Annotated in this window: 22 protein-coding genes; 17 read left to right on the forward strand and 5 right to left on the reverse strand. The window is 64.4% G+C overall.

Annotated elements, in window-relative coordinates; translation table 11 throughout:
• Nucleotides 1–120: 120 nt before the first annotated feature.
• The 13 genes from RCI20_RS14470 to RCI20_RS14530 all read left to right on the forward strand — a co-directional run bounded on the left by RCI20_RS14470 (nucleotide 121) and on the right by RCI20_RS14530 (nucleotide 11,359).
• A complete protein-coding gene (locus tag RCI20_RS14470) occupies nucleotides 121–2,247 on the forward strand; it encodes a TonB-dependent siderophore receptor (RefSeq protein WP_306606664.1) in 2,127 nt (708 codons plus the stop codon).
• Nucleotides 2,248–2,278: 31 nt separating this feature from the next.
• The gene (locus RCI20_RS14475) at nucleotides 2,279–2,761 is read left to right on the forward strand and encodes a MotA/TolQ/ExbB proton channel family protein (protein ID WP_306606665.1); all 483 of its coding nucleotides are present in this window, start codon (nucleotides 2,279–2,281) and stop codon (nucleotides 2,759–2,761) included.
• Nucleotides 2,758–3,081, forward strand: a complete 324-nt coding sequence (locus RCI20_RS14480) for a DUF2149 domain-containing protein (protein WP_306606667.1) — start codon at nucleotides 2,758–2,760, stop codon at nucleotides 3,079–3,081. The genes RCI20_RS14475 and RCI20_RS14480 overlap by 4 nt, the downstream gene beginning before the upstream one ends.
• 124 nt (nucleotides 3,082–3,205) lie before the next feature.
• Nucleotides 3,206–3,472, forward strand: coding sequence for a hypothetical protein (locus RCI20_RS14485; RefSeq protein ID WP_306606669.1), 267 nt, complete (start codon nucleotides 3,206–3,208; stop codon nucleotides 3,470–3,472).
• A gap of 22 nt (nucleotides 3,473–3,494) precedes the next feature.
• Nucleotides 3,495–4,112, forward strand: coding sequence for a 30S ribosomal protein S4 (rpsD, locus tag RCI20_RS14490; RefSeq protein ID WP_306606671.1), 618 nt, complete (start codon nucleotides 3,495–3,497; stop codon nucleotides 4,110–4,112).
• A 19-nt stretch (nucleotides 4,113–4,131) separates the two neighbouring features.
• Nucleotides 4,132–4,371: a hemin uptake protein HemP gene (locus RCI20_RS14495; RefSeq protein ID WP_306606672.1), complete on the forward strand. Its 240-nt coding sequence runs from the start codon at nucleotides 4,132–4,134 to the stop codon at nucleotides 4,369–4,371.
• A gap of 271 nt (nucleotides 4,372–4,642) precedes the next feature.
• Nucleotides 4,643–4,846, forward strand: a complete 204-nt coding sequence (locus RCI20_RS14500; protein ID WP_306606674.1) for a hypothetical protein — start codon at nucleotides 4,643–4,645, stop codon at nucleotides 4,844–4,846.
• Nucleotides 4,830–5,273, forward strand: coding sequence for a hypothetical protein (locus RCI20_RS14505; RefSeq protein ID WP_306606676.1), 444 nt, complete (start codon nucleotides 4,830–4,832; stop codon nucleotides 5,271–5,273). The genes RCI20_RS14500 and RCI20_RS14505 overlap by 17 nt, the downstream gene beginning before the upstream one ends.
• A 273-nt stretch (nucleotides 5,274–5,546) precedes the next feature.
• Nucleotides 5,547–7,604, forward strand: coding sequence for a TonB-dependent receptor (locus RCI20_RS14510; RefSeq protein WP_306606679.1), 2,058 nt, complete (start codon nucleotides 5,547–5,549; stop codon nucleotides 7,602–7,604).
• Entirely contained in the window at nucleotides 7,601–8,587 is a 987-nt protein-coding gene (locus tag RCI20_RS14515; protein WP_373691529.1) for an ABC transporter substrate-binding protein, read from the forward strand. The genes RCI20_RS14510 and RCI20_RS14515 overlap by 4 nt, the downstream gene beginning before the upstream one ends.
• On the forward strand, nucleotides 8,584–9,387 hold the full coding sequence (locus RCI20_RS14520) for an ABC transporter permease (protein ID WP_306606683.1): 804 nt from the start codon (nucleotides 8,584–8,586) through the stop codon (nucleotides 9,385–9,387). Before RCI20_RS14515 ends, RCI20_RS14520 begins: the two co-directional genes overlap by 4 nt.
• A 38-nt stretch (nucleotides 9,388–9,425) precedes the next feature.
• A complete protein-coding gene (locus RCI20_RS14525; RefSeq protein ID WP_306606685.1) occupies nucleotides 9,426–10,121 on the forward strand; it encodes an ABC transporter ATP-binding protein in 696 nt (231 codons plus the stop codon).
• Entirely contained in the window at nucleotides 10,118–11,359 is a 1,242-nt protein-coding gene (locus RCI20_RS14530) for an NnrS family protein (protein ID WP_306606687.1), read from the forward strand. Before RCI20_RS14525 ends, RCI20_RS14530 begins: the two co-directional genes overlap by 4 nt.
• Here the strand turns inward: RCI20_RS14530 and RCI20_RS14535 are convergent.
• From RCI20_RS14535 to RCI20_RS14555, 5 genes are read right to left on the reverse strand one after another with little or no spacing between them, the layout of a single operon-like run.
• Nucleotides 11,293–12,894: a PepSY domain-containing protein gene (locus RCI20_RS14535; RefSeq protein WP_306606689.1), complete on the reverse strand. Its 1,602-nt coding sequence runs from the start codon at nucleotides 12,892–12,894 to the stop codon at nucleotides 11,293–11,295. The two genes, RCI20_RS14530 and RCI20_RS14535, sit on opposite strands and share 67 nt — an antisense overlap.
• 35 nt (nucleotides 12,895–12,929) lie before the next feature.
• The gene (locus tag RCI20_RS14540) at nucleotides 12,930–13,214 is read right to left on the reverse strand and encodes a hypothetical protein (RefSeq protein ID WP_306606691.1); all 285 of its coding nucleotides are present in this window, start codon (nucleotides 13,212–13,214) and stop codon (nucleotides 12,930–12,932) included.
• Nucleotides 13,211–13,492: a hypothetical protein gene (locus RCI20_RS14545; RefSeq protein WP_306606693.1), complete on the reverse strand. Its 282-nt coding sequence runs from the start codon at nucleotides 13,490–13,492 to the stop codon at nucleotides 13,211–13,213. Before RCI20_RS14545 ends, RCI20_RS14540 begins: the two co-directional genes overlap by 4 nt.
• Nucleotides 13,493–13,496: 4 nt before the next feature.
• Entirely contained in the window at nucleotides 13,497–14,366 is an 870-nt protein-coding gene (locus RCI20_RS14550) for an alpha/beta hydrolase (RefSeq protein ID WP_306606695.1), read from the reverse strand.
• Nucleotides 14,366–16,600: a TonB-dependent siderophore receptor gene (locus RCI20_RS14555; protein WP_306606697.1), complete on the reverse strand. Its 2,235-nt coding sequence runs from the start codon at nucleotides 16,598–16,600 to the stop codon at nucleotides 14,366–14,368. Before RCI20_RS14555 ends, RCI20_RS14550 begins: the two co-directional genes overlap by 1 nt.
• A 123-nt stretch (nucleotides 16,601–16,723) precedes the next feature.
• On the opposite strand from RCI20_RS14555, the gene RCI20_RS14560 reads away from it, so the two are divergent.
• The 4 genes from RCI20_RS14560 to RCI20_RS14575 all read left to right on the forward strand — a co-directional run bounded on the left by RCI20_RS14560 (nucleotide 16,724) and on the right by RCI20_RS14575 (nucleotide 21,733).
• Nucleotides 16,724–17,725 (forward strand): AraC family transcriptional regulator, encoded by a 1,002-nt coding sequence (locus RCI20_RS14560; RefSeq protein WP_306606699.1) that lies wholly within the window; start codon nucleotides 16,724–16,726, stop codon nucleotides 17,723–17,725.
• Nucleotides 17,726–17,836: 111 nt separating this feature from the next.
• On the forward strand, nucleotides 17,837–18,334 hold the full coding sequence (locus tag RCI20_RS14565; protein WP_306606701.1) for a sigma-70 family RNA polymerase sigma factor: 498 nt from the start codon (nucleotides 17,837–17,839) through the stop codon (nucleotides 18,332–18,334).
• Nucleotides 18,335–19,384, forward strand: a complete 1,050-nt coding sequence (locus tag RCI20_RS14570) for a FecR domain-containing protein (RefSeq protein ID WP_306606703.1) — start codon at nucleotides 18,335–18,337, stop codon at nucleotides 19,382–19,384.
• Between the two features lie 90 nt (nucleotides 19,385–19,474).
• Entirely contained in the window at nucleotides 19,475–21,733 is a 2,259-nt protein-coding gene (locus tag RCI20_RS14575) for a TonB-dependent receptor (RefSeq protein WP_306606705.1), read from the forward strand.
• Nucleotides 21,734–21,741: the final 8 nt, after the last annotated feature.

Here is a 21,741-nt window from a genome sequence, read left to right on the forward strand (position 1 = left end):
AATGAAACTGGAAAAAATCGATGCGCCAGCGCCACCGCCTCCACCACTCGCCCTGTTTGGCATCTCGCTGCTACTCCTGGCCGGCGTCGGCGGTGGTCTATCCGCCGTCAGGAGAAATGCATGAACGCCACCCGGCTCAGCCTGTTCGCCCTCCTCATCGCCCAATTACCGGCCCTGGCTGACGAAACAAAGACCTTGCAGGAAATCACCGTCACCGCCAGCAGCGATGCGCTTGAAGAACGCCAGGCTTCCGTAACCCAGAAGACCATTGTCGACCGGGCAGAAATCGAGGCTTTGGGCGGGTTGACCGTAACCGAGGTGATCCGCAAGCTGCCCGGCATCGACGCCGGCGCTCACAGCGGCGACGGCGGCCCGGCCGCCAACGCCCGCGGCATGGGCCGCGACGCGGTGCAGTTCCTGGTCGACGGCGAGCGCCCGAGCGCCAACGCCCGCTACGCGCTGACCGCGGTCGGCCGGCTGCCGTCCGGCGAACTCGAGCGCATCGAGATCCTGCGCGGCGCCTCGGCCGAACACGGCGGCGCCGCTGCGATCACCGTGAACCTGATCATGAAGAAGGCGCGTCCGAGCACTGCCTCGACCTCGCTGCGCGTTGCCGCCGGTACGCGCGGCGACGAAGCCAACGGCCAGTTCAGCGCCAGCCTCGGCGGCGGCGACAAGGCCTTTTCGTGGACGCTGCCGCTGTCGATCAACCACCATGGCATGCCGAGCGACAAAAAGACCATCCGCCAGGCGTCGACCGCAGGAACGCGCACAGCCTGGGAAAGCGAGCTCGAGCGCGGCGCCTACACGCTGAACGAATTCATCCTCTCGCCGCGCCTGACCTGGCGCGACGACGCCGGCACGCTGACGCTGTGGCCCAGCCTGTATCACAACCGCGGCGAACGCAGCAGCCGCGTCGATCGCCTGGCCTACGCCGATCCTGTCGCCGGTAGCGGCCTCACCGACGACGGCGGCCGCCGCGACCGCGAGGACAGCGCCATGACGCTGCTCCGCCTGCGCCTCGAAGGTGAGCGCAAGCTCGCCTTCGGCAAGCTTTCCGGCCGCGTCGCGCTGCTCGACGGCCAGCGCCGCACCGACACCGACCGGCTTTGGCGCGACGCGCTCGGTACGACAACGCGGGCCGACGAGTCCATCCGCCGTGACGAAAACGAATTTTCCTCTGCCGTACGTGTCGACCGCAGTATCGGCGACGGCCTCTTCTCGGCCGGTCTCGAACAGAGCTGGCATCGGCGCGAGGAAAGGCAGCGCATCACTGGCGCCGGCGCACTGCGCAGCGAGCATGAGGCAAGCTCAAAACAATGGACTACGTGGCTACAGCATGAGGCGCCGCTCGGCGACCGCCTGACGCTGACCGGCGGCCTGCGCGGCGAACACATCACGCTGGAAGCCGACGGCCGCGCGCAATCAGCCGGTCAGATCGCACCATCGCTCGCTGCACGCGTTGCCATCGCGCCTGATCTGGTCTTCCGGTCGTCGCTCGGCGCTGGCATCAAGGCACCGAAAATCGACGAAATTTCCGGGTTGACCGTACGCGCCACCGGCGCAAACAGTCCGCTCGAACCCGACCGCGCCGGCAACGGCAGCCTGAAAGCCGAACGCAACATCAACTGGGAAGCCGCGCTGGAAAAGCGCCTGCCCGGCGACCTCGGCATCGTCGGCGCCAACCTTTACCTGCGCCGTACCGAGGACTTCATCGAACGCCGTACGCAACTGGAAGGTGCGCGCTGGGTCGAGCGCCCATACAACGAAGGCACGGCCCGCCACTGGGGATTGGAACTCGACGCCAAGCTGAAGACCGACGCCATCGGCTGGAAAGGCGCTGCCCTGCGCAGCCACCTGACGCTGCCAAAAGCCCGCGTGCACGACGAACGCCTCGGCCAGACCCGCAACGCGCGCGAACTGCCGCGCTACCAGTTCACGCTCGGCGTCGATCAAGCATTGCCCGCCTGGCAGATGAGCGCCGGCTTCCACCTGACACGGCACAGCCGCACGCACACCGACATTCCTGGCGAAACAAGCACGCAACAGCGGCCGAAAACCTTGCTCGATCTCTATCTCACCCGTCGCCTGAGCCAGCAACTGAATCTGCGCCTCGACACGCAGAACCTGCTGCGCGCCGACACCCGGCGCTTTTCGCACTTTGCCGCTGCCGGCGAAGACTGGCGCCTGGGTGGCTTCGAGCGCGGCCAACGCACTTTGCTGCTGTCGCTCGAAGGCAAGTGGTAAGCCCCATCAACCCAAACCAACCGGAGAAATCATGTCCAATCTTGTCGAACTCAGCATGTACCAAATCTCGCAGCTTTTCCTGCTGCCCACGCTGGCCTTGATCGCCGCGCTCTTCCTCTACGCCTTCTGGGTACTTGGAGAATTCATCGTCCTCGCCCAGCGGCGCAGAAGCGGCAAGGGACGCTTGCTGCTCAACCACTTCCGCCAGCAACCCGGCTTGTCGGATGACCAACTCGATGTTTTCGCCCACACACTGCTGGAAAACCCGCGCATCGCCAGTCGGGTGACGCCGATGCTTGGCCTCGTTGCCACCATGATTCCCATGGGGCCGGCACTTAAATCGCTATCCGACGGTAATCTCGCCGACGTTTCGCACAACCTGACCATCGCCTTCTCAGCCGTCATCCTGGCCCTGATCGCCGCCTCAATTACCTACTGGGTGGTCAATGTTCGCCGCCGCTGGCTGGCTGAAGAAATCCTCGAAGTCCACGCGCTGCGCGGGGTATCGGCATGAGCATCAAACTGCTGCACGAACCGGAAACCGAGGATCCGATCCTGTCGGTGGTCAACCTGATCGATATTTTCCTCGTCATCATCGCTGCCTTGCTCATTACAGTCGCCAAAAACCCGCTGATCAATCCGTTCAACAAACAGGACGTCACGGTGATCACCGATGCCGGCAAACCGACCATGGAAGTCCTGATCAAGAAAGGCGAGAAGGTCGAAAAATACAAGGCGAGCGGTGAAATTGGCGGCGGCGACGGCGAGAAAGCCGGCGTCGCCTACAAGATGAAGGATGGTTCGATGGTCTATGTACCGGAAGGAGATCGCTGATACGCCCGGCGCTCATGAAGTCTGTTGACGCAGCCAATTTAATTAGCAATAATTCTCATTCACCAGCCAGCTAGCCGATTTTCCAGCAAGCCAGCCAGTTTCCCCGAAACGACTGGAGTGCCCCATGGAAAACGCCGACATGCCGCTCGAACTTCGACTGGCAGCCGTCATTCACCTGCTTTCTTCATCCGCCCTGCGCGGCGCCACCTTCAACAAAACCGAAGCGTTGCGGGCGCACCTGCGGGGCATGAAGGATATCGATGGCATCAACCCCTTTCTCAAAAGCACCTTGCAGGAAGTCCTCGGCGGCTGGGAGGCCGTGCAGTGCCATCCGGCGTCGATTCCCGTCGATTTCTATCCGTTGACCGCACCCGGTTGCCATACCCACTGAAAATACACAAAGAGAGAGTCTCATGTCCCGTTACACCGGCCCCCGCCTCAAAGTCCTGCGCGCCCTCGGCATTGACCTGCCCGGCCTGTCGCGCAAATCCATGCAGGAACGCAATCAGCCCCCCGGCCAGCATGGTGCCCGCAAAGTAGGGGGACGCAAGTCGGAATTCGGCCTGCAACTGATGGAAAAACAGAAACTGCGCTACAACTACGGCCTGACTGAACGTCAATTGCGCCGCGCCGTTGCCGATGCCAAGAAGGATCGTGGTGCCACCGGCAACAAGCTGGTCGAGTTGCTCGAACGTCGCCTCGACAACATGGTGTTCCGCGCCGGTTTCGCGCCAACCATCCCGGCCGCCCGCCAACTGGTCAGCCACGGTCACTTCCTGCTCAACGGCAAGCGCGTCACCATTCCGTCAATCCGCCTGCGCATCGGCGATGCCTTCGGCCCGAGCGCAGCCGGACGAAAAATCGACCTGCTCCGTGCCACGCTGGAAGAGCCTGCGCTTGAGCGCCCGCAATGGATCAGTCTCGACCCCGACACCCAGACCGCCCGACTGACTCACTTGCCGGATGGCGACGCCGCCCCTTTCCCGCTCGACCTGCAACGCGTGGTCGAGTATTACGCCACTCGCATGTAAGCCATTTCAGGAGTACACCATGGACAACGCCGCCAGAAACCTGCGCATCCCTTTCCTGCATGCCAACGGCCCGCGCAGCACACCGCGCATGATGCGTGAAAATGCCGATATCCTGCCCGTGATGACTGAAGCACGAGTAAGCAACTGCATTCCCAGCCTCAGCTTGTTTGGCAACAGCAACGAAATTTCAATTCAACACTGCGGGAATGACTACCGCCTGCGCATCACCCGCCAAGACAAATTGATCCTGACGAAGTAGGGATCGAAGTATCACCGCCACCAAGCAAACGGCACAGGTCGCTGAGCCGGCCAATACATGGAGGGTGCCAAATTCATCGGCCCCTCCCGCCTTAACGACAACCGGGTAAATAACATCAATTCTTGTTTGACTTTATCTCAAGGTGATGTACATTGAGAACAATTCTCAATTAAACGAGGTATGCCATGACTAGTCTGATGACCAATATCGCCATCGCGGGATTACTGCTGTGGCTGATGATCGCCGGCACGACGATCTGAAGGAGCCAGCCATGCCACCGAGCGACCTTTGGGCAGCGACCTTGAGCCTGCTGCTGATCCACGAAGAAACCGGCTGCCGCCATTCGGCACTGAACGCGGCACGATTGCTCGATCATCTCTGCGACATGGAGATTGATGACGACACTCGCCGACTCTGCGAACGCGCCAGTCTGCGCCTGGGCAATACGGAGAACCAACATGCTTGCGCCGCTTGAAAATCGCGCTCTGCTTGAGCGAGAACCCGAAGAAAATTCCCCGCAGGAACGCATCAGTGAACTGGAAGGCGAAAATATTGCCCTCCGGCAAGCACTGCGCCAGGCACGGGCCAGCCAGAAACGCATGGCAACGCTCAACAGCAATCGCAGCATCGAGCAAACCAACCGCATCAGCACACTGGAAACATGCTGCGAAAATTATCGTGCCCGAATTGCCGAACTGGAATCCGGCCAGCCCATTATTGAACTGGGCCGTCAATTGATGGAAGCAAGAGATGCCAATGAACGGCTGATCGCTGCTGCCCAGCGCGTCTGGCATCTGGACAAAACCATCTGTGCTGCACATCGGGAATGCGAACGCCTCGCCCGCGAACGCGACAATCTCGCGCTACGTCTATGCCATCAAGCCAGCGATCTGGCTAACTGAGTTTTATCACCCGCCCTTCAGGCAAGCCAGCCAAACGCCAGCCAGCTTTTTTTTGCGCGAAAAACTGCTGCACCCTCTCTCCCCAAATCATTTCTGACACGCCACCGAACCGGACGGCGTGTTTTCGCGTGTAATTCATTAATCGCCAATATTCAAATACACAAATTTAAGACAGATCAAGTTACGAACGATTATCAATCGTTACAATTTGCCTCTGCTCATTATCCGGCAAGCCAGCATGACGCCAGCCAGCCTCACCCCCTGGAGTCATTCATGGACCTGCCTCGCCTCACCCCGCTTGCCCTGGCGTTGATGTTTGCCTTTTCTGCGGTCAACGCCGAAGAAACGACACTTTCCGCCGTCAACGTCACCGCCAAGGGCTATGCCTCGGCCGATCTCGAAACGCCAATTTCCACCGCCACCCTTGATGCCGACGAAATCGCCCGGCGCGGCGCCGCCAACGTCGGCGATGCGCTGCGCGGCGAACCGGGCATCGCCATCTCGAACGACAGCGCGCAGGGCCAGAACCCGGTGATCCGCGGTCTCGGCAAGGAAAGCACGGTGCTGCTGGTCGATGGCATGCGCTTCAATTCGGCGCAGCCGGCCGGCGCCGTCGCATCGTTCATGACGCTCGGCCTGGCCGAGCGCGTCGAAGTGGTCAAGGGCGGCGCCTCGGTGCTCTACGGCACCGGCGCACTCGGCGGCGCGATCAACGTGCTCATGCCGCAGGCAAAATTCACCCCGGGCATCGGTCTCCAGGCCGGCGCCAGCTACGACAGCGCCAGCGAAGGCTGGCGCGGTACAGCGGTGGTGAACGCCAGCCAGGGCGACCATGCGCTGATGCTCGGCGCCTCGCTGGCCCGGATCGACGATTACGACTCACCGAAAGGCAAGGTCGACCGTACCGGCTACGATTCCGACGCCTTCATCGGCCAGTACCGCTTCCGTATCGACAGCCAGCAGCAAGTTCGCGTCTCGGCGCAGCATCATCAGGACGAGGACGTCTGGTATCCGGGGTCGACGCGCGCCCACGCCAGCCCGCTGGTCGGCAGCACCACCGTGCATTCGCCGAAGCAGGAACGCCGCCTTTACGAACTCGGCTACAACCGCAAGGGCGATGGCGCCGCACCAGTGAACTTTGACCTGCGCGTCTACCGCCAGGAAATGGAACGCTACATCTACAGCCATGCCAACAACCTCCGCCGCGACATCGTCACCAACCAGGTCACTTTCCGCACCGACGGTATCGACGCCAAGGCCGACTGGCTGGCGCATCCACAGCACCTGCTGTCGTTCGGCATCAATGCCTGGAAGATGACCGGCAACCCGGACCGCTACATGGCCAGCGGCGCACCGTTCACCACGCTGAGCGCGAACAACCCGTTCCAGGATGCCGAAATCCGCGCGCTCGGCACCTACCTGCAGGACGACATGCGCTTCGGCAAGCTCAACCTGCTCGCCGGCCTGCGCTACGACAGCGTCGACGGCGACGCCGCCAGCATGAACAACGGCGTCCGCACCACCGGCCTCGACAACAAGGAGAGCGCTTTCTCCGGCAGCCTCGGTGCGGTTTATGAAGTGGCGCCGCTGCTCCGTCCCTACGCCAGCGTCGCCCGCGCCTTCCGCGCCCCCGGCATGCGCGAGCGCTACGAGTCGGGCCTGCGCGGCGACGGCTATTTCTACGCCGGCAGCCCGGAAGTCGAATCCGAAAAGGCCGACCAGTTCGAAATCGGCCTCAAGGGGGCAAATGCTGCGGTCAACTACCAGGTTTCGGCGTTTTACAACCGCATCGACAACTACATCACCGGCCAGATTCTCACCGGTGCCACCGCCACCGCTGCCTGCGGCACCGCCAACGCGGGCAATTGCAAGAAGACGGTCAACCTCGGCAGCGCGACGATCAAGGGCTTCGAAGCCAAAGTCGCCTGGCAGGTCGCTGGCGGCCACTGGCTGAACGCCGGCTACTCGCGCATCCGCGGCGACAACGACGATCTGAACGAGCCGCTGTTCCAGATGCCGGCCGATGAAATCTCGCTCGGCTGGCTGGGCAGCGTGCTGCCTGGCGTCAAGGCCGACTTCACGCTGCGCCTGGTGGACGAGCAGGACCGCGTCGCCACGCAATTCACCCGCGGCACGGAAAACCGCACGGCCGGCTTCGTCACCGCCGACCTTGGCGCGACCTGGCAGTTCGCCAAGAACCAGAGCCTGCGTTTTACCGTCAAGAACCTGGCCGACAAGACCTACCATGAGCACCTGACCGAAGGCATTTCCGGCAACGAGATCAAGGCCCCGGGCCGCAGCGTCCAGCTTGCCTGGCGCGGGAGCTTCTGATGCGCCGCCGGTTCGCCGCCCTGTTGACTGTTTTTGCGCTGGCCACGCCGGCGTTGGCGGCGGGCCGGCTGCCTTCACTGGTGCTGGCCGGTCCGCCGGCCTCGGTGTCGACGCCGCTGATCCACATGATCGAAAGCGGCGCGCTCAAGGATATCGCCGACAAGGTCGAGTTCCGCGTCTGGAAGGACCCCGACCAGCTGCGCGTGCTCGCCCTCGGCGGCCAGGCCGATTTCGTCGCGATGCCGAGCAACGTCGCTGCCAACCTCTACAACCGCGGCGTCAAGCTGCGCCTGCTCAACATCTCGACCTGGGGCGTGCTGTGGATGGTGTCGCGCGACGGCCAGGCAAAGACGCTGGCCGATTTCCGCGGCAAGGAAATCGCCATGCCTTTCCGCGCCGACATGCCCGATATCGTCTTTGCACTGCTCGCCGAAAAGCAGGGGCTGAATGCGAAGAAGGATTTCAAGCTGCGCTACGTCGCCTCACCGCTCGACGCGATGCAGTTGCTGGTGACCCGTCGCGTCGACCACGCGCTGCTCGCCGAGCCGGCGGTCTCGATGGCGCTGCGCAAGACGAAATCCTTCCCGGTCAGCCTGATCGCCCCGGATCTGTACCGCAGCGTCGACCTGCAAAAGGAATGGGGCCGGCTGTACCAGCGCGAGGCGCGCATCCCGCAGGCCGGCATCGCCGCCATCGGGCGTACTGCGGTCGACCGCGAATTACAGGCAAAAATCATGGCCGCCTACGAACGTTCGCTGAACTGGTGCCAGAAGAACGCGCTGGCCTGCGGCGAAATGGTCGCCAAACGGATCGACCTGCTCAGCCCGGAAGCCGTCGCCGATTCGCTGGCAGTCAGCCAGATGCGTCACGTGCCGATCGCCGCCGCGCGCCCCGAGCTGCAGTTCTTCCTCGAACGCCTGCACGGCGAGAACCCGGCGCTGGTTGGCGGCAAATTGCCCGACGACGCCTTCTACGGACCATGAAACGAGCGGCCGGCGACTGGCTGACGGCGAGCGGCCACTACCTGTGGAGCGGCTGGGGCTCGCTGGCCAGCCTGGGCATTTTTCTCGCGATCTGGGAGTTGACCGCGCAACAGCTCGGGCCGCTGATCCTGCCGACGCCGATCGAAGCCCTCGGCACGCTGCACGGCCTCTTCGCCAGCGGCGCCGCCGGGCCGGAAATCGCCGTCACGGCGCGCCGGGCGCTGGCCGGCTTCGGCCTCTCGGTCGGCGTCGGCAGCCTGCTCGGACTGGCCGCCGGCGTCTCGATGACCGCCTCGATGATGGCCCGGCCGATCATCACCGTGCTCGTCGGCATGCCGCCGATCGCCTGGCTGATCCTGGCCCTGCTGTGGTTCGGCGCCGGCGACGGGACGCCGATCTTCACCGTCTTCATCGCCTGTTTCCCGATCATCTTCGTCGGCGCCATGCAAGGCACGCGCACGCTCGACGGACAGTTGAAGGAAGTCGCCCGGATGTTCGGGCTGTCGACGTGGATGAAGCTGACCGACGTCTATCTCCCGCACGTCGTTTCCTATCTCTTCCCGGCGTGGATCTCGGCGCTCGGCATGTCGTGGAAGATCGTCGTCATGGCCGAGCTGCTGTCCACCGAGGACGGCATCGGCGCCGCGCTGGCGGTCTCGCGCAGCCACCTCGACACGGCCGCCTCAATGGCCTGGATCGTCGCGCTGGTCGGCACGCTGCTGGCGATCGAGTATCTGCTGCTCGAACCGCTCAAGCGCCGCGTCGAATCCTGGCGGGAGTTCGCATCATCAAGCAACTGACCATTTCCGCGCTGAACCACCGTTTCGGCTACCAGCGCGTGCTCGAAGACATCGCGCTGAATGTCGGCGAAGGCGAGGCGGTAGCGCTGGTCGGCCCTTCCGGCTGCGGCAAGACGACCCTGCTCAACCTCGCCGCCGGCCTGCTGACGCCGTGGGAAGGCAGCATCGCCAGCAGCTTCGCGCGGCCGGCGATGATGTTCCAGCAACCGCGGCTGCTGCCGTGGAAGCGCACGCTGGCCAACATCGGCCTCGGCCTCAAAGCGTGCGGCGTCGCCCGTGCCGAGCGCGACCGCCAGGCGGCCGGGCTGGCGGCGCGCATGGGCCTGACTGCCGACGACCTGGCGAAGTACCCGGGCGCCCTCTCCGGCGGCATGCAGAGCCGCGCCGCGCTGGCCCGCGCCTTCGCCGTCTCGCCCGACCTGCTGCTGCTCGACGAGGCCTTTTCGGCGCTCGACATCGGCCTCAAGAGCGAGCTCTACGCGCTGCTCGCCGGCGAGCGCACGGCGCACGGCAGCGCCGTGCTGATGATCACCCACGATTTGATGGAAGCCGTCCGCCTGGCCGACCGCATCCTGGTGATGAGCGGCAGCCCCGGCCGGATCGTCGCCGAGCACCGGGTCGATACCCCGGTCGCCGCCCGCGACGAAGCCTGGGTCTTCGCCCGCACCGCCGAGTTCATCCGCTGGCCGGATATCCGCGCCGCCTTCGCGCTGCCGCCGCTGGAGGGCGCATGAAAATCGCCCGTTTCTGGCCGTCGCCCCTGGGGCCAGCCTTTGATTCCATGGTCGCAAACTTGTGGCTGTGCGCCTTCCGCCCCTTCTTTCTGCTCACCGCCGGCCACGCCGTCGTTGCCATGGCCTGGTGGCTGGGCGCGCTGGCCGGCCTGCTGCCGCTGCCCGAACTGCCCGGCGGCGCCGTCGTCTGGCACGCCCACGAGATGATCTTCGGCTTTGCCGGCGCCTCGATCGCCGGCTTCCTGCTGACCGCGATCATCGAATTTACCGGTTCGCCGGCGGTCGACCGCAAAACTGTGCAAATTTTGCTCGGCCTGTGGGTCGGCGGCCGTCTCTTCTACCTGCTCGCCGGCTGGCTCGGCGTGCTGCCGGCGGCTGTCTGCGACCTCGCCTTCCTGGCCCTGCTGACCGCCCGCATCGCCGGCCCGCTGTGGCGCCAGCCGAGCCGCCGCCACCTAGCGTTTTTTCATGCGCTGGCGGCGTTGACCGTGATCCATGCCGGTTTCTACCTGGCGCTGTGGCGCGGCGGCGACGCAATGGCCTGGCTGCTGCTCGGCGTCGGCCTGATGATGATGCTCATCGTCATCGCCCTGTCGCGCATCTCGATGCGCCTGGTCAACGACGTGCTCGAACGCCAGGGCGGCATCGCCGCGCCCTACCTCGCCCGGCCGCCGCGGCGCAAGCTGGCGATCTTCGCCATCGGCCTGTTCTCGGCCGCCGAGTTCTTCCTGCCCGGCAACGCCGTCGCCGGCTGGCTGGCGCTCGCCGCCGCCGCCGCCCTCCTCAACCTGCTCAACGACTGGCACGTCGGCCGGGCGCTGTGGCAGCGCTGGGTGCTCATTCCCTACCTGGTGTACTGGGCGATGGCGCTCGGCTACGCGCTGATCGGCATCGGCCTGCTCGCCGGCGGCAACTGGAACAGCGCCGGCCACCACCTGCTGCTGGCCGGGGCGATGGCGCTATCGATCCTGATCGTCATGAGCGTCGCCGGCCGCCTGCACAGCGGCCACGGCCTCGACCACCGCCGCTGGCTACCCGGCGCCGCCGCGCTGCTGCTCGGCGCCGCCCTGCTGCGCGCCGCCGCCAGCCTGCCCGCCTTCGCTGGCGCCTACCTGCCGCTGCTGCACAGCGCGGCGACGCTGTGGCTGGTCGGCTGGAGCCTCTACCTGCTTTACTCCTGGCAGGCGCTCGCCGGCCCGCGACCGGACGGCGGCAAGGGCTGCGACGAAGCCGGCTGAGCCCAGACGCTGTCGGCATCGCCGCCCCGCGCCCGGCGGCCGGCCGCGACCGCCGCCCAGGCCAGCATCAGCGCCCCGGCAGCGGCCACCAGATCGACCCCGAAGGCCGGCGCATGCCACCACAGGCCGCTGTCGGGCAGCAGCCAGGCAAGCAGCGATGTTGCCGGCAAGGCCGCCGTCGCCAGCGCTGTCAGCCAGCCGAGCTGGACCGCGGCGCGCGGCGCGCCGGCAATGAACGCCCAGGCGACGCAGAACAGGAACACCAGGTAATAGACGGTTTCCGGGGCAACGCCCGGCCACCACTTGCCGACGACCAGCATCGCCGAGACACCGGCGATGCAACCGAGGCAGGTGCCGACGGTGCCCGCCGCAAGCCAGCGCGAAGCCCTCGCCTGGGCCGGCAGTTCGCCGGCTTTCGCCTTGCGCCGGCGTGTTTCCAGCCAGAGCAGGTTGCCCGAATAGAAGACGAAGGCGCCGCCGAGACCGAGCAGGAAATAAACCCAACGCATCGTCTCGCCGCCGTAGGTGCCGAAATGCACTGCGAAGAAGGCGGCGACGACGGCGCTCCAGCTGCCCTGGTGGCCGGGCAGGTAATCGGTATTGAGAATCCTGCCGTCGACCGCGCCGAGCACGACAAAACCAACGTTGCGCACCAAGTAGCGCGGATCGTCGCCGATCACCCGGGCGACGGCACCGCCGGTGCCGGCATTGCGGTATTCGATGGCGCTTGGCTGGAAGCCAGGCTCGAGTTCAGCGACCTGGTCGAGCAATGCCTGTACCGGCAGCATCGGCGCCGCCGCCGGGTCCTTCGGCGCCTGCGCCAGAACGCCGCTGGACGCGGTGACCTGGCGGAACTTGCCGTCGTAGATCAGCGGGTCCTGGAGCGCGTAGATCGGATCATGCAGGCAGAAGATCACCGAGGTTAGCGCGATCAGCAGGTGAAAGGGAAAACTGGTGATGCCGAGCAGGTTGTGCGCGTCCAGCCACATCCGCTTGAGGTTGCGACCGACGCGCAGGGCGAAAAAATCCTTGATCAGCGACGGCAGCAACACGATCAGCCCGGAGACCAGCGCAACGACATAGACGACGCTGACGATGCCCATCGCCGTCTCGCCGATCTCGTGATCGCCGGGAATACCAGCAGTGCGGTGCAGGGTGTCGACGAACTGGGCGACCCCGCCGGGCGCCAGGCGGACCAGCTGCAGTTCGCCGGCGGCGTCGAGTTCGGCCGACCAGGGCTGCGCATCGTCGCGGCCCTTCTGCCAGGTCAGGCGGCCAAGCGGCGCCGTCTCGGCTAGATGCAATGTGAACTGTTTGGCGGCTTCCGGCCGCGCCGCCAGCGCCGCCGCGATCAGCGCGTCGGCCTGCACCAGCGGCGTCTGGGCGTGACGCCCGGGCGGCGCCACCCAGCGTTCGAGGCTTTCCTCGAACATCGTCAGGGCACCAGCGTAGAAAGCGATGAACAGGGCCAGGCCGGTCAGGATGCCGGTCCAGGTATGAACGCCCTTGTAGGCGCGGATGATGTTGGAACGCATGGCAGCTCGCGGAATCAGGAATCAGGAATCAGGAATCAGGAATGCAGGAAGCGGATCAGCAGGTAGGCGCCGAACAGCACGAGGTTGGCCAGGCTGAGCACCAGCCAGGCCCGCCGTCCATTACGGAACAGGTAGACCAGCGCCAGCACCAGCGTCCATAACGGCGAAACGACCCACATGACGAACTGGAACTTGTTTGGTGCCGCCGGCCCGCCCGGCGTACCCCAGGCGATCAGCGCGCTGCCGGCAAAAGCGATGCCGAGGCCAAGAATCACCGCGGCCAGCGTCTTGCTCAGGTAATCCTTGCGGTAGTCGCTCATCGCCGGCCTCCCGGCGTCCGCCGCCAGGGCAGCGCCAGCCAGGGCAGCGCCAGCCAGGGCAGCAGCCCGAAAGCGAGCATCGCCAGGCTGAGCGTGACGAAAATGGCGGCGGCCGGATGCAGCAGTTGTGACCACGACCACAGGCCAACCAGCAGCAACAGGCCGCCGGCCCGCCGCAGGACGATCCGGCTGGCAACTGGCGGCAGCGGGCAATGCGGCGCAGCGGCGTAAATCAGCGCCGCGGCGCCCAGGCAGAACAGCAGGGAAAGCAGTGTCATCAATTCACTCCTCGATGCAGCGGGCGAACCAGGCCAGCGTCGGCGCCAGTGAGGCGGCGAAGGCCTCGCCGTGGTTCAGCCCGGGCAGTTCCAGGTATTCGGCCGGCCCCGGATGGGCGGCCGCGAAAGTGGCGGCGGCGTCGGCCGGGACGCTGTTGCGCAGTCGCCAGGCGGCAAGCGCGCGCGGGTCGCCCTGCGGCGCCTGCGCCGGCATCTCGGCGCCGCCGCGGGTGACCAGCAAGCTCGCCGTCTGGCGCGCCGCTGGCGGGGTCGACTGCGCCAACCGCGGCAGATAGCCGTCGCGCCACCACAGCGACGGGCTGGCGGCGGCGTAGCAGCGGAAATCGGCCGGCCGGGTCAGCAGCGTGTGGAGCACGAACAGGCCACCGTAGGAATGTCCCCACAGCCCCTGCCGGCTGGCGTCGACGGGGTAGACAGCGGCCACCGCCGGCTTGACCCGGCGCTCGATGAAAGCGGCGAAAGCCTGGGCGCCGCCGGCCCGACGCGCCGGTACCAGGGGATCGAACTCGTCCCCACCGGTCAACGCCGGCGTAAAATCGAAAACCCGGCCGGCAACATCGAAACGGCTGCTGCCATGATGGCCGATGGCGACGATCAGCACGCGCCCGGTGACATCTTCCGGCAGGCTTGTCAGCGCTGCATTGCCATCGAGCAGGTAGAGCACCGGATAGCCAGCGGACGGCGGTAGCACGGGCGGCCGCCGGACCTCGACCCGATAGCTGCGGCCTCCGTCAGCGGCCAGATCAAGAACGGCTAACGGCTGGGCTGCTTCTGCCGCCGGCAACGCCAGCAGGAAGAAGCGAAAAAAACACCCGGCGAAATACCGGGTGGCGACGGATCCGCTTCCGTGCATCAGAACGACGAAGTCATCGACAGGTAGTAGGTCCGCCCCGGTTCATTATAGGTATGGGCGCCCGCACCGCCGCTGGTGCCGTAGCCCGCCGTCGAGCTGACGCTGACCGAGTTGCCGGCACGATACTGGCGCTTGTCGAACAGGTTGCTGATACCGGCGGTGAACTTCAGGTTCTTGTTCATCGTGTAGCTCGTGCTCAGCCCGGCGATCGCATACGGAGACACCGTGTCGGCCGAGGTCCCGCTAACCGGCGCGCCCTTGTAGTCAAGCTTCATCGGCTTCTGTTCGCCGTACCAGGTGACTGTGAACAAGCTGCTCCAAGCATCACTGATGCGCCAGTCGAGCGAGCTATTGACGGTGTATTCCGGAATCACCGACAGGTAGTCACCGGTCGTCTTGTTCTTCGACTCAAGCATGTAGGTGACATTGGTATTCCAGTCCAGCGACTTGCCCAGCGGCAGGCGCAGGTTGCCTTCGATGCCCGAGACCACTGCCTTGGGAATATTCGCCCACTGATAGATGCTGCGGTTATTGGTCGTGCTGATGGCGACCGGTCCTGTTCCTGCCTGGATCTTGTTGCGATAATCGTTGCGGAACCAGGTCATGCTGGCCGCCAGCGCGGCGCTCTTGAACTCGATGCCAAGCTCCTTGTTGACGCTGGTTTCCGGTTCGAGATTGTCATTGCCGATCAGGTAGCAGCCGGTGGTGCCGTTGCCAACCGTCATGCAGCCGTTGCCGGAGCTGTACATAAGATAGTTCGGGTTGTTCTGATAGAGATTCGGTGCCTTGTAGGCGCGGGCGACGCCAGCCTTGAAAGTGACCGTGTCGCTGAACATGTGCGAGAGATTCAGCGCCGGGCTCCAGTTGCCTCCCGACTGATCGTGGTGGTCGTAGCGCAAGCCGGGGGTCAGGATGGTCGAAGCCGACAGTTCGATATTGTCCTCGACGAAGACCGAGGCAATCCGCGACTCGCTCTTGCCGCTGCGGCCGGTGCTGCTGACCCCGGGGATCGAACCGTAGCTGGTGGCAACGGTGTTCGACGAAGCGTCCTCGAACTTCGCCTCGGTCCACTCGACGCCGACCGTCAGCATCTGATTCAGTGCGCCACGCAGCGGAATGTTGAATTCACTGTGCGCGGTCCATTCAGTCAGGTCGTTGGTCAGGAGTGGCGGTGTGCCAGTCAGGAAAATCCCCTCCGTTCCGCCGACCAGACCTTCCTGAATCCGACGGTTCTCGGTTTCGGCATATTGGATGAACGAAGTGGAAGTCCCAAAATCGTAGCGCCCCTTGTGCGTCAGACTGTATGTCTTGCGCTCCATGCGGTTGGTTTCCTTGCCGATCAACGCGTCGACCGTGGCATTGCTGCCAACATTCTGCGTATCGCCGACATAGATATTGCCTTGACGACCATGGGCGGCATCGAACTCCAGCACTTGCCCCGGCAGGAAGGTCCAGCTCAGGCGGGCGCCAAGGTCGCGGTTGCGCACCCCCTCGCGCCCCGCTGGCAAGGAAGTGGCGAACCCCGGCGCTTGATGACCATCGTTGATGTCGCGATCATCCGAATCAGTCTTGTTGAGGTTGCCGTAAACCCGGTACGAAAGCTGCTCCGAGATCGGGCCACTGAGTGCGAAATTGAGCCGGCGCGTCGCGCCTTCATCGGAATGTTCCGGGGCGTTGGCGTAGACCGTCACCTGCCCGTGGTGCTCGGTGGCCACCGATTTGGTGACGATATTGACGACGCCACCAGCGGCGCCGTTGCCATAGCGGGCGGCGGCCGGACCGCGAATGACTTCGATTTTCTCGACCATCTCGGCCGGCACCCAGTTACTGTCGCCGCGGCTGTCGCGTTCACCACGCCAGCCGTAGCGGACCGCATTGCGACTGCTGACCGGCTTGCCGTCGACCAGGATCAGGGTATTTTCCGGCCCCATGCCACGCAGGTCGATCTGGCGGTTGTTGCCGCGCTGACCGCTGGTCGAGTTACCGGTCAGGTTGACGCCGGGCATCGTCCGGATGATTTCCGACAGGTCGTTGGCCGGCGGCTTGCGCTCGATGTCGTCGGCGGTGATCACCGACACGCCGAGCGACTGCTTCAACGTCTCCTCGGCCGTACCAAGCACGACGGTATCGGCAAGAACGGTTTCCTGCTGGGCAACGGCCGAAGTACCGGCAAAGGCCAGCGCAAGAGCGACAGCAAGGGGCCTGACGGCCAGGGTGTTGGGTCTGGTAAGCATGCGAATTCCCCTGATTGCAGACTCGATCATCTGCTAGAAAGTATTGCGAATTGTTTTCATTTATAAAATCCGGGCGTAGTATCGCAAAAACCCTTTTGCTTTTTGTTTGCTGGAGCAACAAAGATGTTTGCGCGACCAACAGCCACTTCCATCCCGCCTGCGATGCCCCGGGACAGCTTGGGCGTTGCTGATTTCGCCGCACTCTTCCGCAGGATCGATAACGGCGTCGAACTGCTTGCCCCGCACGCGCAAACACAGTCGCCACTGCTTGCCGGTCATTTCTCTTTCAACCGCCTGCGCGACGGCCTCCATCTCCATTGCACCGACATCGTTCACCTGCACGACATGCACACTCGCTCGGTTCTTGAAGGCGAAAGCATCAAGATCATGCTCAAGCTCGAAGGCACCGCCCGTGTCCATTTCGGCAACACACCGCTACCGCTCGACGCCGGCCAGGGTGCAACAGCCAGACCCTGCGGTGTCGTCGCGACGCTGAATGAAACCGAATTATTCGAACGCATCGGCCAAGCCGGCGTACACGAGCGCATGGTCGTACTGACCCTGGCCCGGACGTGGTTCGACACTGCCGGCCTGGCCCGCGACAATTTCGGCGAGCATCTGGAAATCCGCCAATGGCAACCATCGCCGCGCGCCGTCGCGATCACTGAACAACTGATCCGGCCAGCCAGCTTCGACGGGCCAATGCATCAGCTTTACCAGGAAAGCCGCGCACTTGAACTGATCGCAGAAGCCTTCGCCCTAACTGGCTGCGTCGACCAGAAACCGGCTCCCGGCCTGCCCCCGGCCGCCTACCGGCGCATCTGTCAATTGCAACGCCTGCTCGACAGCGGCGAGGCCGACACACTCGACATGAGCGCCATCGCCCAGCACCTCGGCTGCAACGCCAACACGCTGCAACAGCAATTCCGTCAGGTTTTCGCCTGCAGCATCTTCGATTACCTGCGCCGCAGCCGCCTCGAACGCGCCGCCATCGCGCTGCAGCGCGATGGCGTCAGTGTCGCCCGTGCCGCCGAAATTGCCGGCTACAGCAGTCAGGCCAACTTCTCGACAGCTTTCCGCCGCCACTTCGGTCAGCCACCGAAGCATTTCCGGACACGGCTGTAGCCCAGACACGTTATTGACGGCGCGCTGCCTCGCCACCATAATAAGAACCATTCCCAATAGCCAGCCACCCAATGGGCAGCCAGCCAGCGTTTTTCCAAACCGGAGCGCTCTGTGTCCACTGCCCATTCCATTGCCGAACTGTACGTCGACCATCATCGATGGCTGCACGCCTGGCTGCGCAAGAAGCTCGGCTGTACGCACCGGGCGGCGGATTTGTTGCACGACACTTACCTGCGCTTGCTCAACCGCGCGGAAGTGCCGCAACTGGAAGAGCCGCGCGCCTTCCTGGTCACCGTGGCCCAGCGGGTGCTATCCAATCACTGGCGACACGAACGGATCGAACGCGCCTTCATGGAAACGCTGGCGCAATGGCCGGCTGCCGTTGCGCCATCGGCTGAGGAAAAAGCCTGCCTGCTGGAAACCCTGATCGAGATCGACCGCCTGCTCGATGGCCTGCCGACCGTCGTCAAGCGTGCCTTCCTGCATGCCCAGCTCGACGGCATGAGTCACGGTGAAATCGCCGCCGCGCTGAACATCTCGCTCAGTTCGGTCAAGCGCTACCTGATCAAGGCCGGCGCCCAATGCTATTTCGCGCTGGAACTGGACTGAATGCGTAGCGCCTCGCCCTCGCCTGCCGGCGCCCCCGGTTTTTTGCCCGCAGCCGCGGTCGACCGCAATATTGCCGGCATTCCGCCCGAGGTCGCCCGACAGGCGGTGACCTGGCTGGTCGAGTTACAAACGGCCGGCCCGACATCGGACACCGATCAAGCCATCCAGCGCTGGCGGGCACAGGACCCGGCCCACGAGCGCGCCTGGCAGCGCATCGAATCGGTCAACGCCCGACTGGGCGGCCTCGCCTCACCGCTCGGCTCGACCCTGGCCCAGGCGGCGCTGACCCAGCCTGCCACGCACAGCCGGCGCCAGGCCATCAAGCTGCTGGCACTTGCCCTCTTTGCAGGTGGCAGCGTATTGACGGTGCGCGACAACGCGCCCTGGCAAGCCTGGCTGGCCGACGAGCAGAGCGCCACCGGCGAGCGGCGCACGCTGCGACTGGCGGACGGCAGCAAACTGCAGTTGAACAGCGATAGTGCGGTCAACATCGTTTTTTCGGAAAAAATGCGCCAATTGAAACTGGTGCGTGGCGAGATTCTGATCGATACCGGGCGCGACGACGCTTTTCCGCAGCCGCGCCCGTTCCGGGTTGAAACACGGGATGGCGCGCTGGTGCCGATCGGCACCCGTTTTTCGGTCCGCCTCCACGAGGACCGGACACGCCTCGATGTTTTCGCGGGTGCCGTCGAAATCCTGCCGAGCGGTGCCGTTGACCGCAAGATGACGATCGCCGCCGGCAACAGCGTGGAATTCGCCGACGACACCATCTCGGCCACGGAATCGGCCGACGAGAACCGCATTGCCTGGCAGGATCACATGATCGTCGCCAGCCAGATGCGCCTGGCCGATTTCGTTGCCGAGGTCGACCGCCACCGCCCCGGGCGCCTGCACTGCGACCCGGCGGTGGCCGAGCTGCGCCTGTCGGGTTCGTACCCACTCGGCGAACCGGAAAAGATTCTCGATGCCCTGCGCAGCACCTTGCCCGTGGAAATCCACTACATCACCCGCTACTGGGCGACGGTCAAGGCGAGCAGCCGGAATCGGTAAAAATTTTTTACGCTGGCTGAGCTGTTTTCGAATCTTGCGAGACATGGAGGGTAAGCCACTTCGCTTGCCAACTTATCGAAGGATTTGAACATGCCCCCAAGAGATAACACGCCCCCCGTCTTCCAGCGCACGCTGCTCGGCCTGGCCGTCGCGCTGGCCGTCACGGCGATACTGCCACCTGCCGCCCACGCCGAGCCAAGCGCCAGCAGCGCCGCCTCGGCTCGCAAGAAATACGATATCGGCCCCGGTACGCTGGAAAATGCGCTCAACCGCTTCGGCCGCGAAGCCGGCATCCTGCTCGCCTTTCCCAGCGAACTGGTCGCCGGTCTGAACAGCGCCGGCCTGCGTGGCACCTACACGCCGCAGGAAGGCCTTGACCGGCTGCTCGACGGCAGCGACCTCGAAGGTTTCCGCGACGCCAGCGGCAAATACGGGCTGCGCCGCATCGTCCGGGCACCAGCGACGGGCGGCGAAGCGACGCTGCCGACGGTGCGCGTCACCGCCGGCCTCGCCGGCAGCGCCGCCAGCCCTGGCCGGGTCAACGCGAAGACGCTGCAGCGCTACGCCGCCAACGATCTGGAAGATGTGTTCGCCGGCCAGCCCGAAGTCTCGGTCGGCGGCGGCCACGGCATCGCCCAGAAAATCTTTGTCCGCGGCGTCGAGGACACATTGGTCAATGTTTCCATTGACGGCACCGTCCAGGGCAATCGTGCCTTTCACCACGCCGGCCGGCTGCAGCTAGAACCCGAGTTGATCAGCCGCGTCGAGATCATGCCCGGCGTCGTCGATGCCACCGCCGGTCCGGGCGCACTCGGTGGCGCCATCCGTTTCATCACCAAGGACCCGGAAGAAATGCTGCGTCAGGGCGAACAGGCCGGCGCCCTGGTCAAGGGCGAATACACCAGCAACGCCGAAGGCTACAAAGCGCACACCACGGTCTTCGGTCGCCTCGGCGAGAACTGGTCGGCGATGGCCTCGCTGACCCGCCTGGACCAGAACGACTACGAAGACGGCAGCGGCAATCAGGTTTTCAGCACCGGCTCGGTGCAGGAATCGAGCTTCTTCAAGGTAGTCGGCAAGCTGACGCGCGAACAGACGCTACGCCTGACCTACGACCAGCACGACAGCGACGGCATGCGCAACCAACGCCCGCAATGGGTCCGCAGTTCGTGGAACCCGGCCTACCCGATGCGCAGCGAGCGCAAGACCTGGAACGCCGGCTATACGTGGAAATCGGACAACCCACTGCTTGATCTGGCGGGCAACGTCTACGACACCCGGACCGAATTCGAACAGAACGTCATTGGCAGATGGGGCGTGTATATCGCCGAAATGCAATCGACCGGTTTTGATCTGCGCAACACCAGCATCATCGCCAATCACCGCCTGACCTATGGTTTCGATTACCGGAAGGACGACGTCAATGCTGGTTCGCTCACCAACCGGCATGAGGAAACAGGCAAGGGCAAGGTTCGCGGAGTCTTCGTGCAGGATCGCATCCAGTTGGCCGACCCGCTGCACATGGACATTGGCGTCCGTCACGACCGCTACGAAGTTACCGACGACAGCGGCACCAAGCTGACAGCCAGCGGCTACAGCCCGAACATTGGCTTCAGTTACGCGCTGAACCCTGAACTGGTGCTGCTCGCCGCTCATTCCCGCTCGCTGCGCGGACCAGGCAATATCGATGCATTCAAGATGTCGGTAGCAAGCAACGCCCCCGGCCTGAAGGCTGAGAAAGCCCGCTCATCCGAGGTGGGCTTTGAATTTGAACGAAGCCGCCTGCGTTTCGGCGGCAAGATTTACGACACCCGGATCGATGACGCCATCGCTGACCCACTTGGCAATCCCAACCGTTACGAGAATGTCGGCGAACTACGATCACGCGGTTTCGTACTGCATACCGGCTATCGCTGGAATCGTCTGAACATGGCGGTGAATTTCCACCGCAACTTGCTGACGCTCGACGACGACGTTCCCAACGGCTACGCCCACAACGGTCTCGGCATCAGCCAGGGGAACACGGTGACCGCCAGCCTCGATTACGCCATGAACGACCGTATCGACACGGGCTGGCAAGGGCGCTTCGTACGCGGCATCGATGGCCAGCCGACCAGCGTCGGCAAGATCGACAAGCCGGGCTACGGCGTGCATGACGTGTATGCCCGCTGGCGCCCGGCTGGTGGCGATGACTACGCGATCACGCTCAGCATCAGGAACCTGTTCGACAAGGACTACCTTGATCACGCCACCACCGAGGACTTCCAGCACATTCCCGGTTACCAGGGCGTCGTCGGCTCGCGCGAACCCGGACGTGAGTTCCGCATCGCTCTGAGCGCCCGCTTCTGAGCCCGGCG

This window comes from Azonexus sp., from assembly GCF_030824335.1.
GTDB lineage: Bacteria > Pseudomonadota > Gammaproteobacteria > Burkholderiales > Rhodocyclaceae > Azonexus.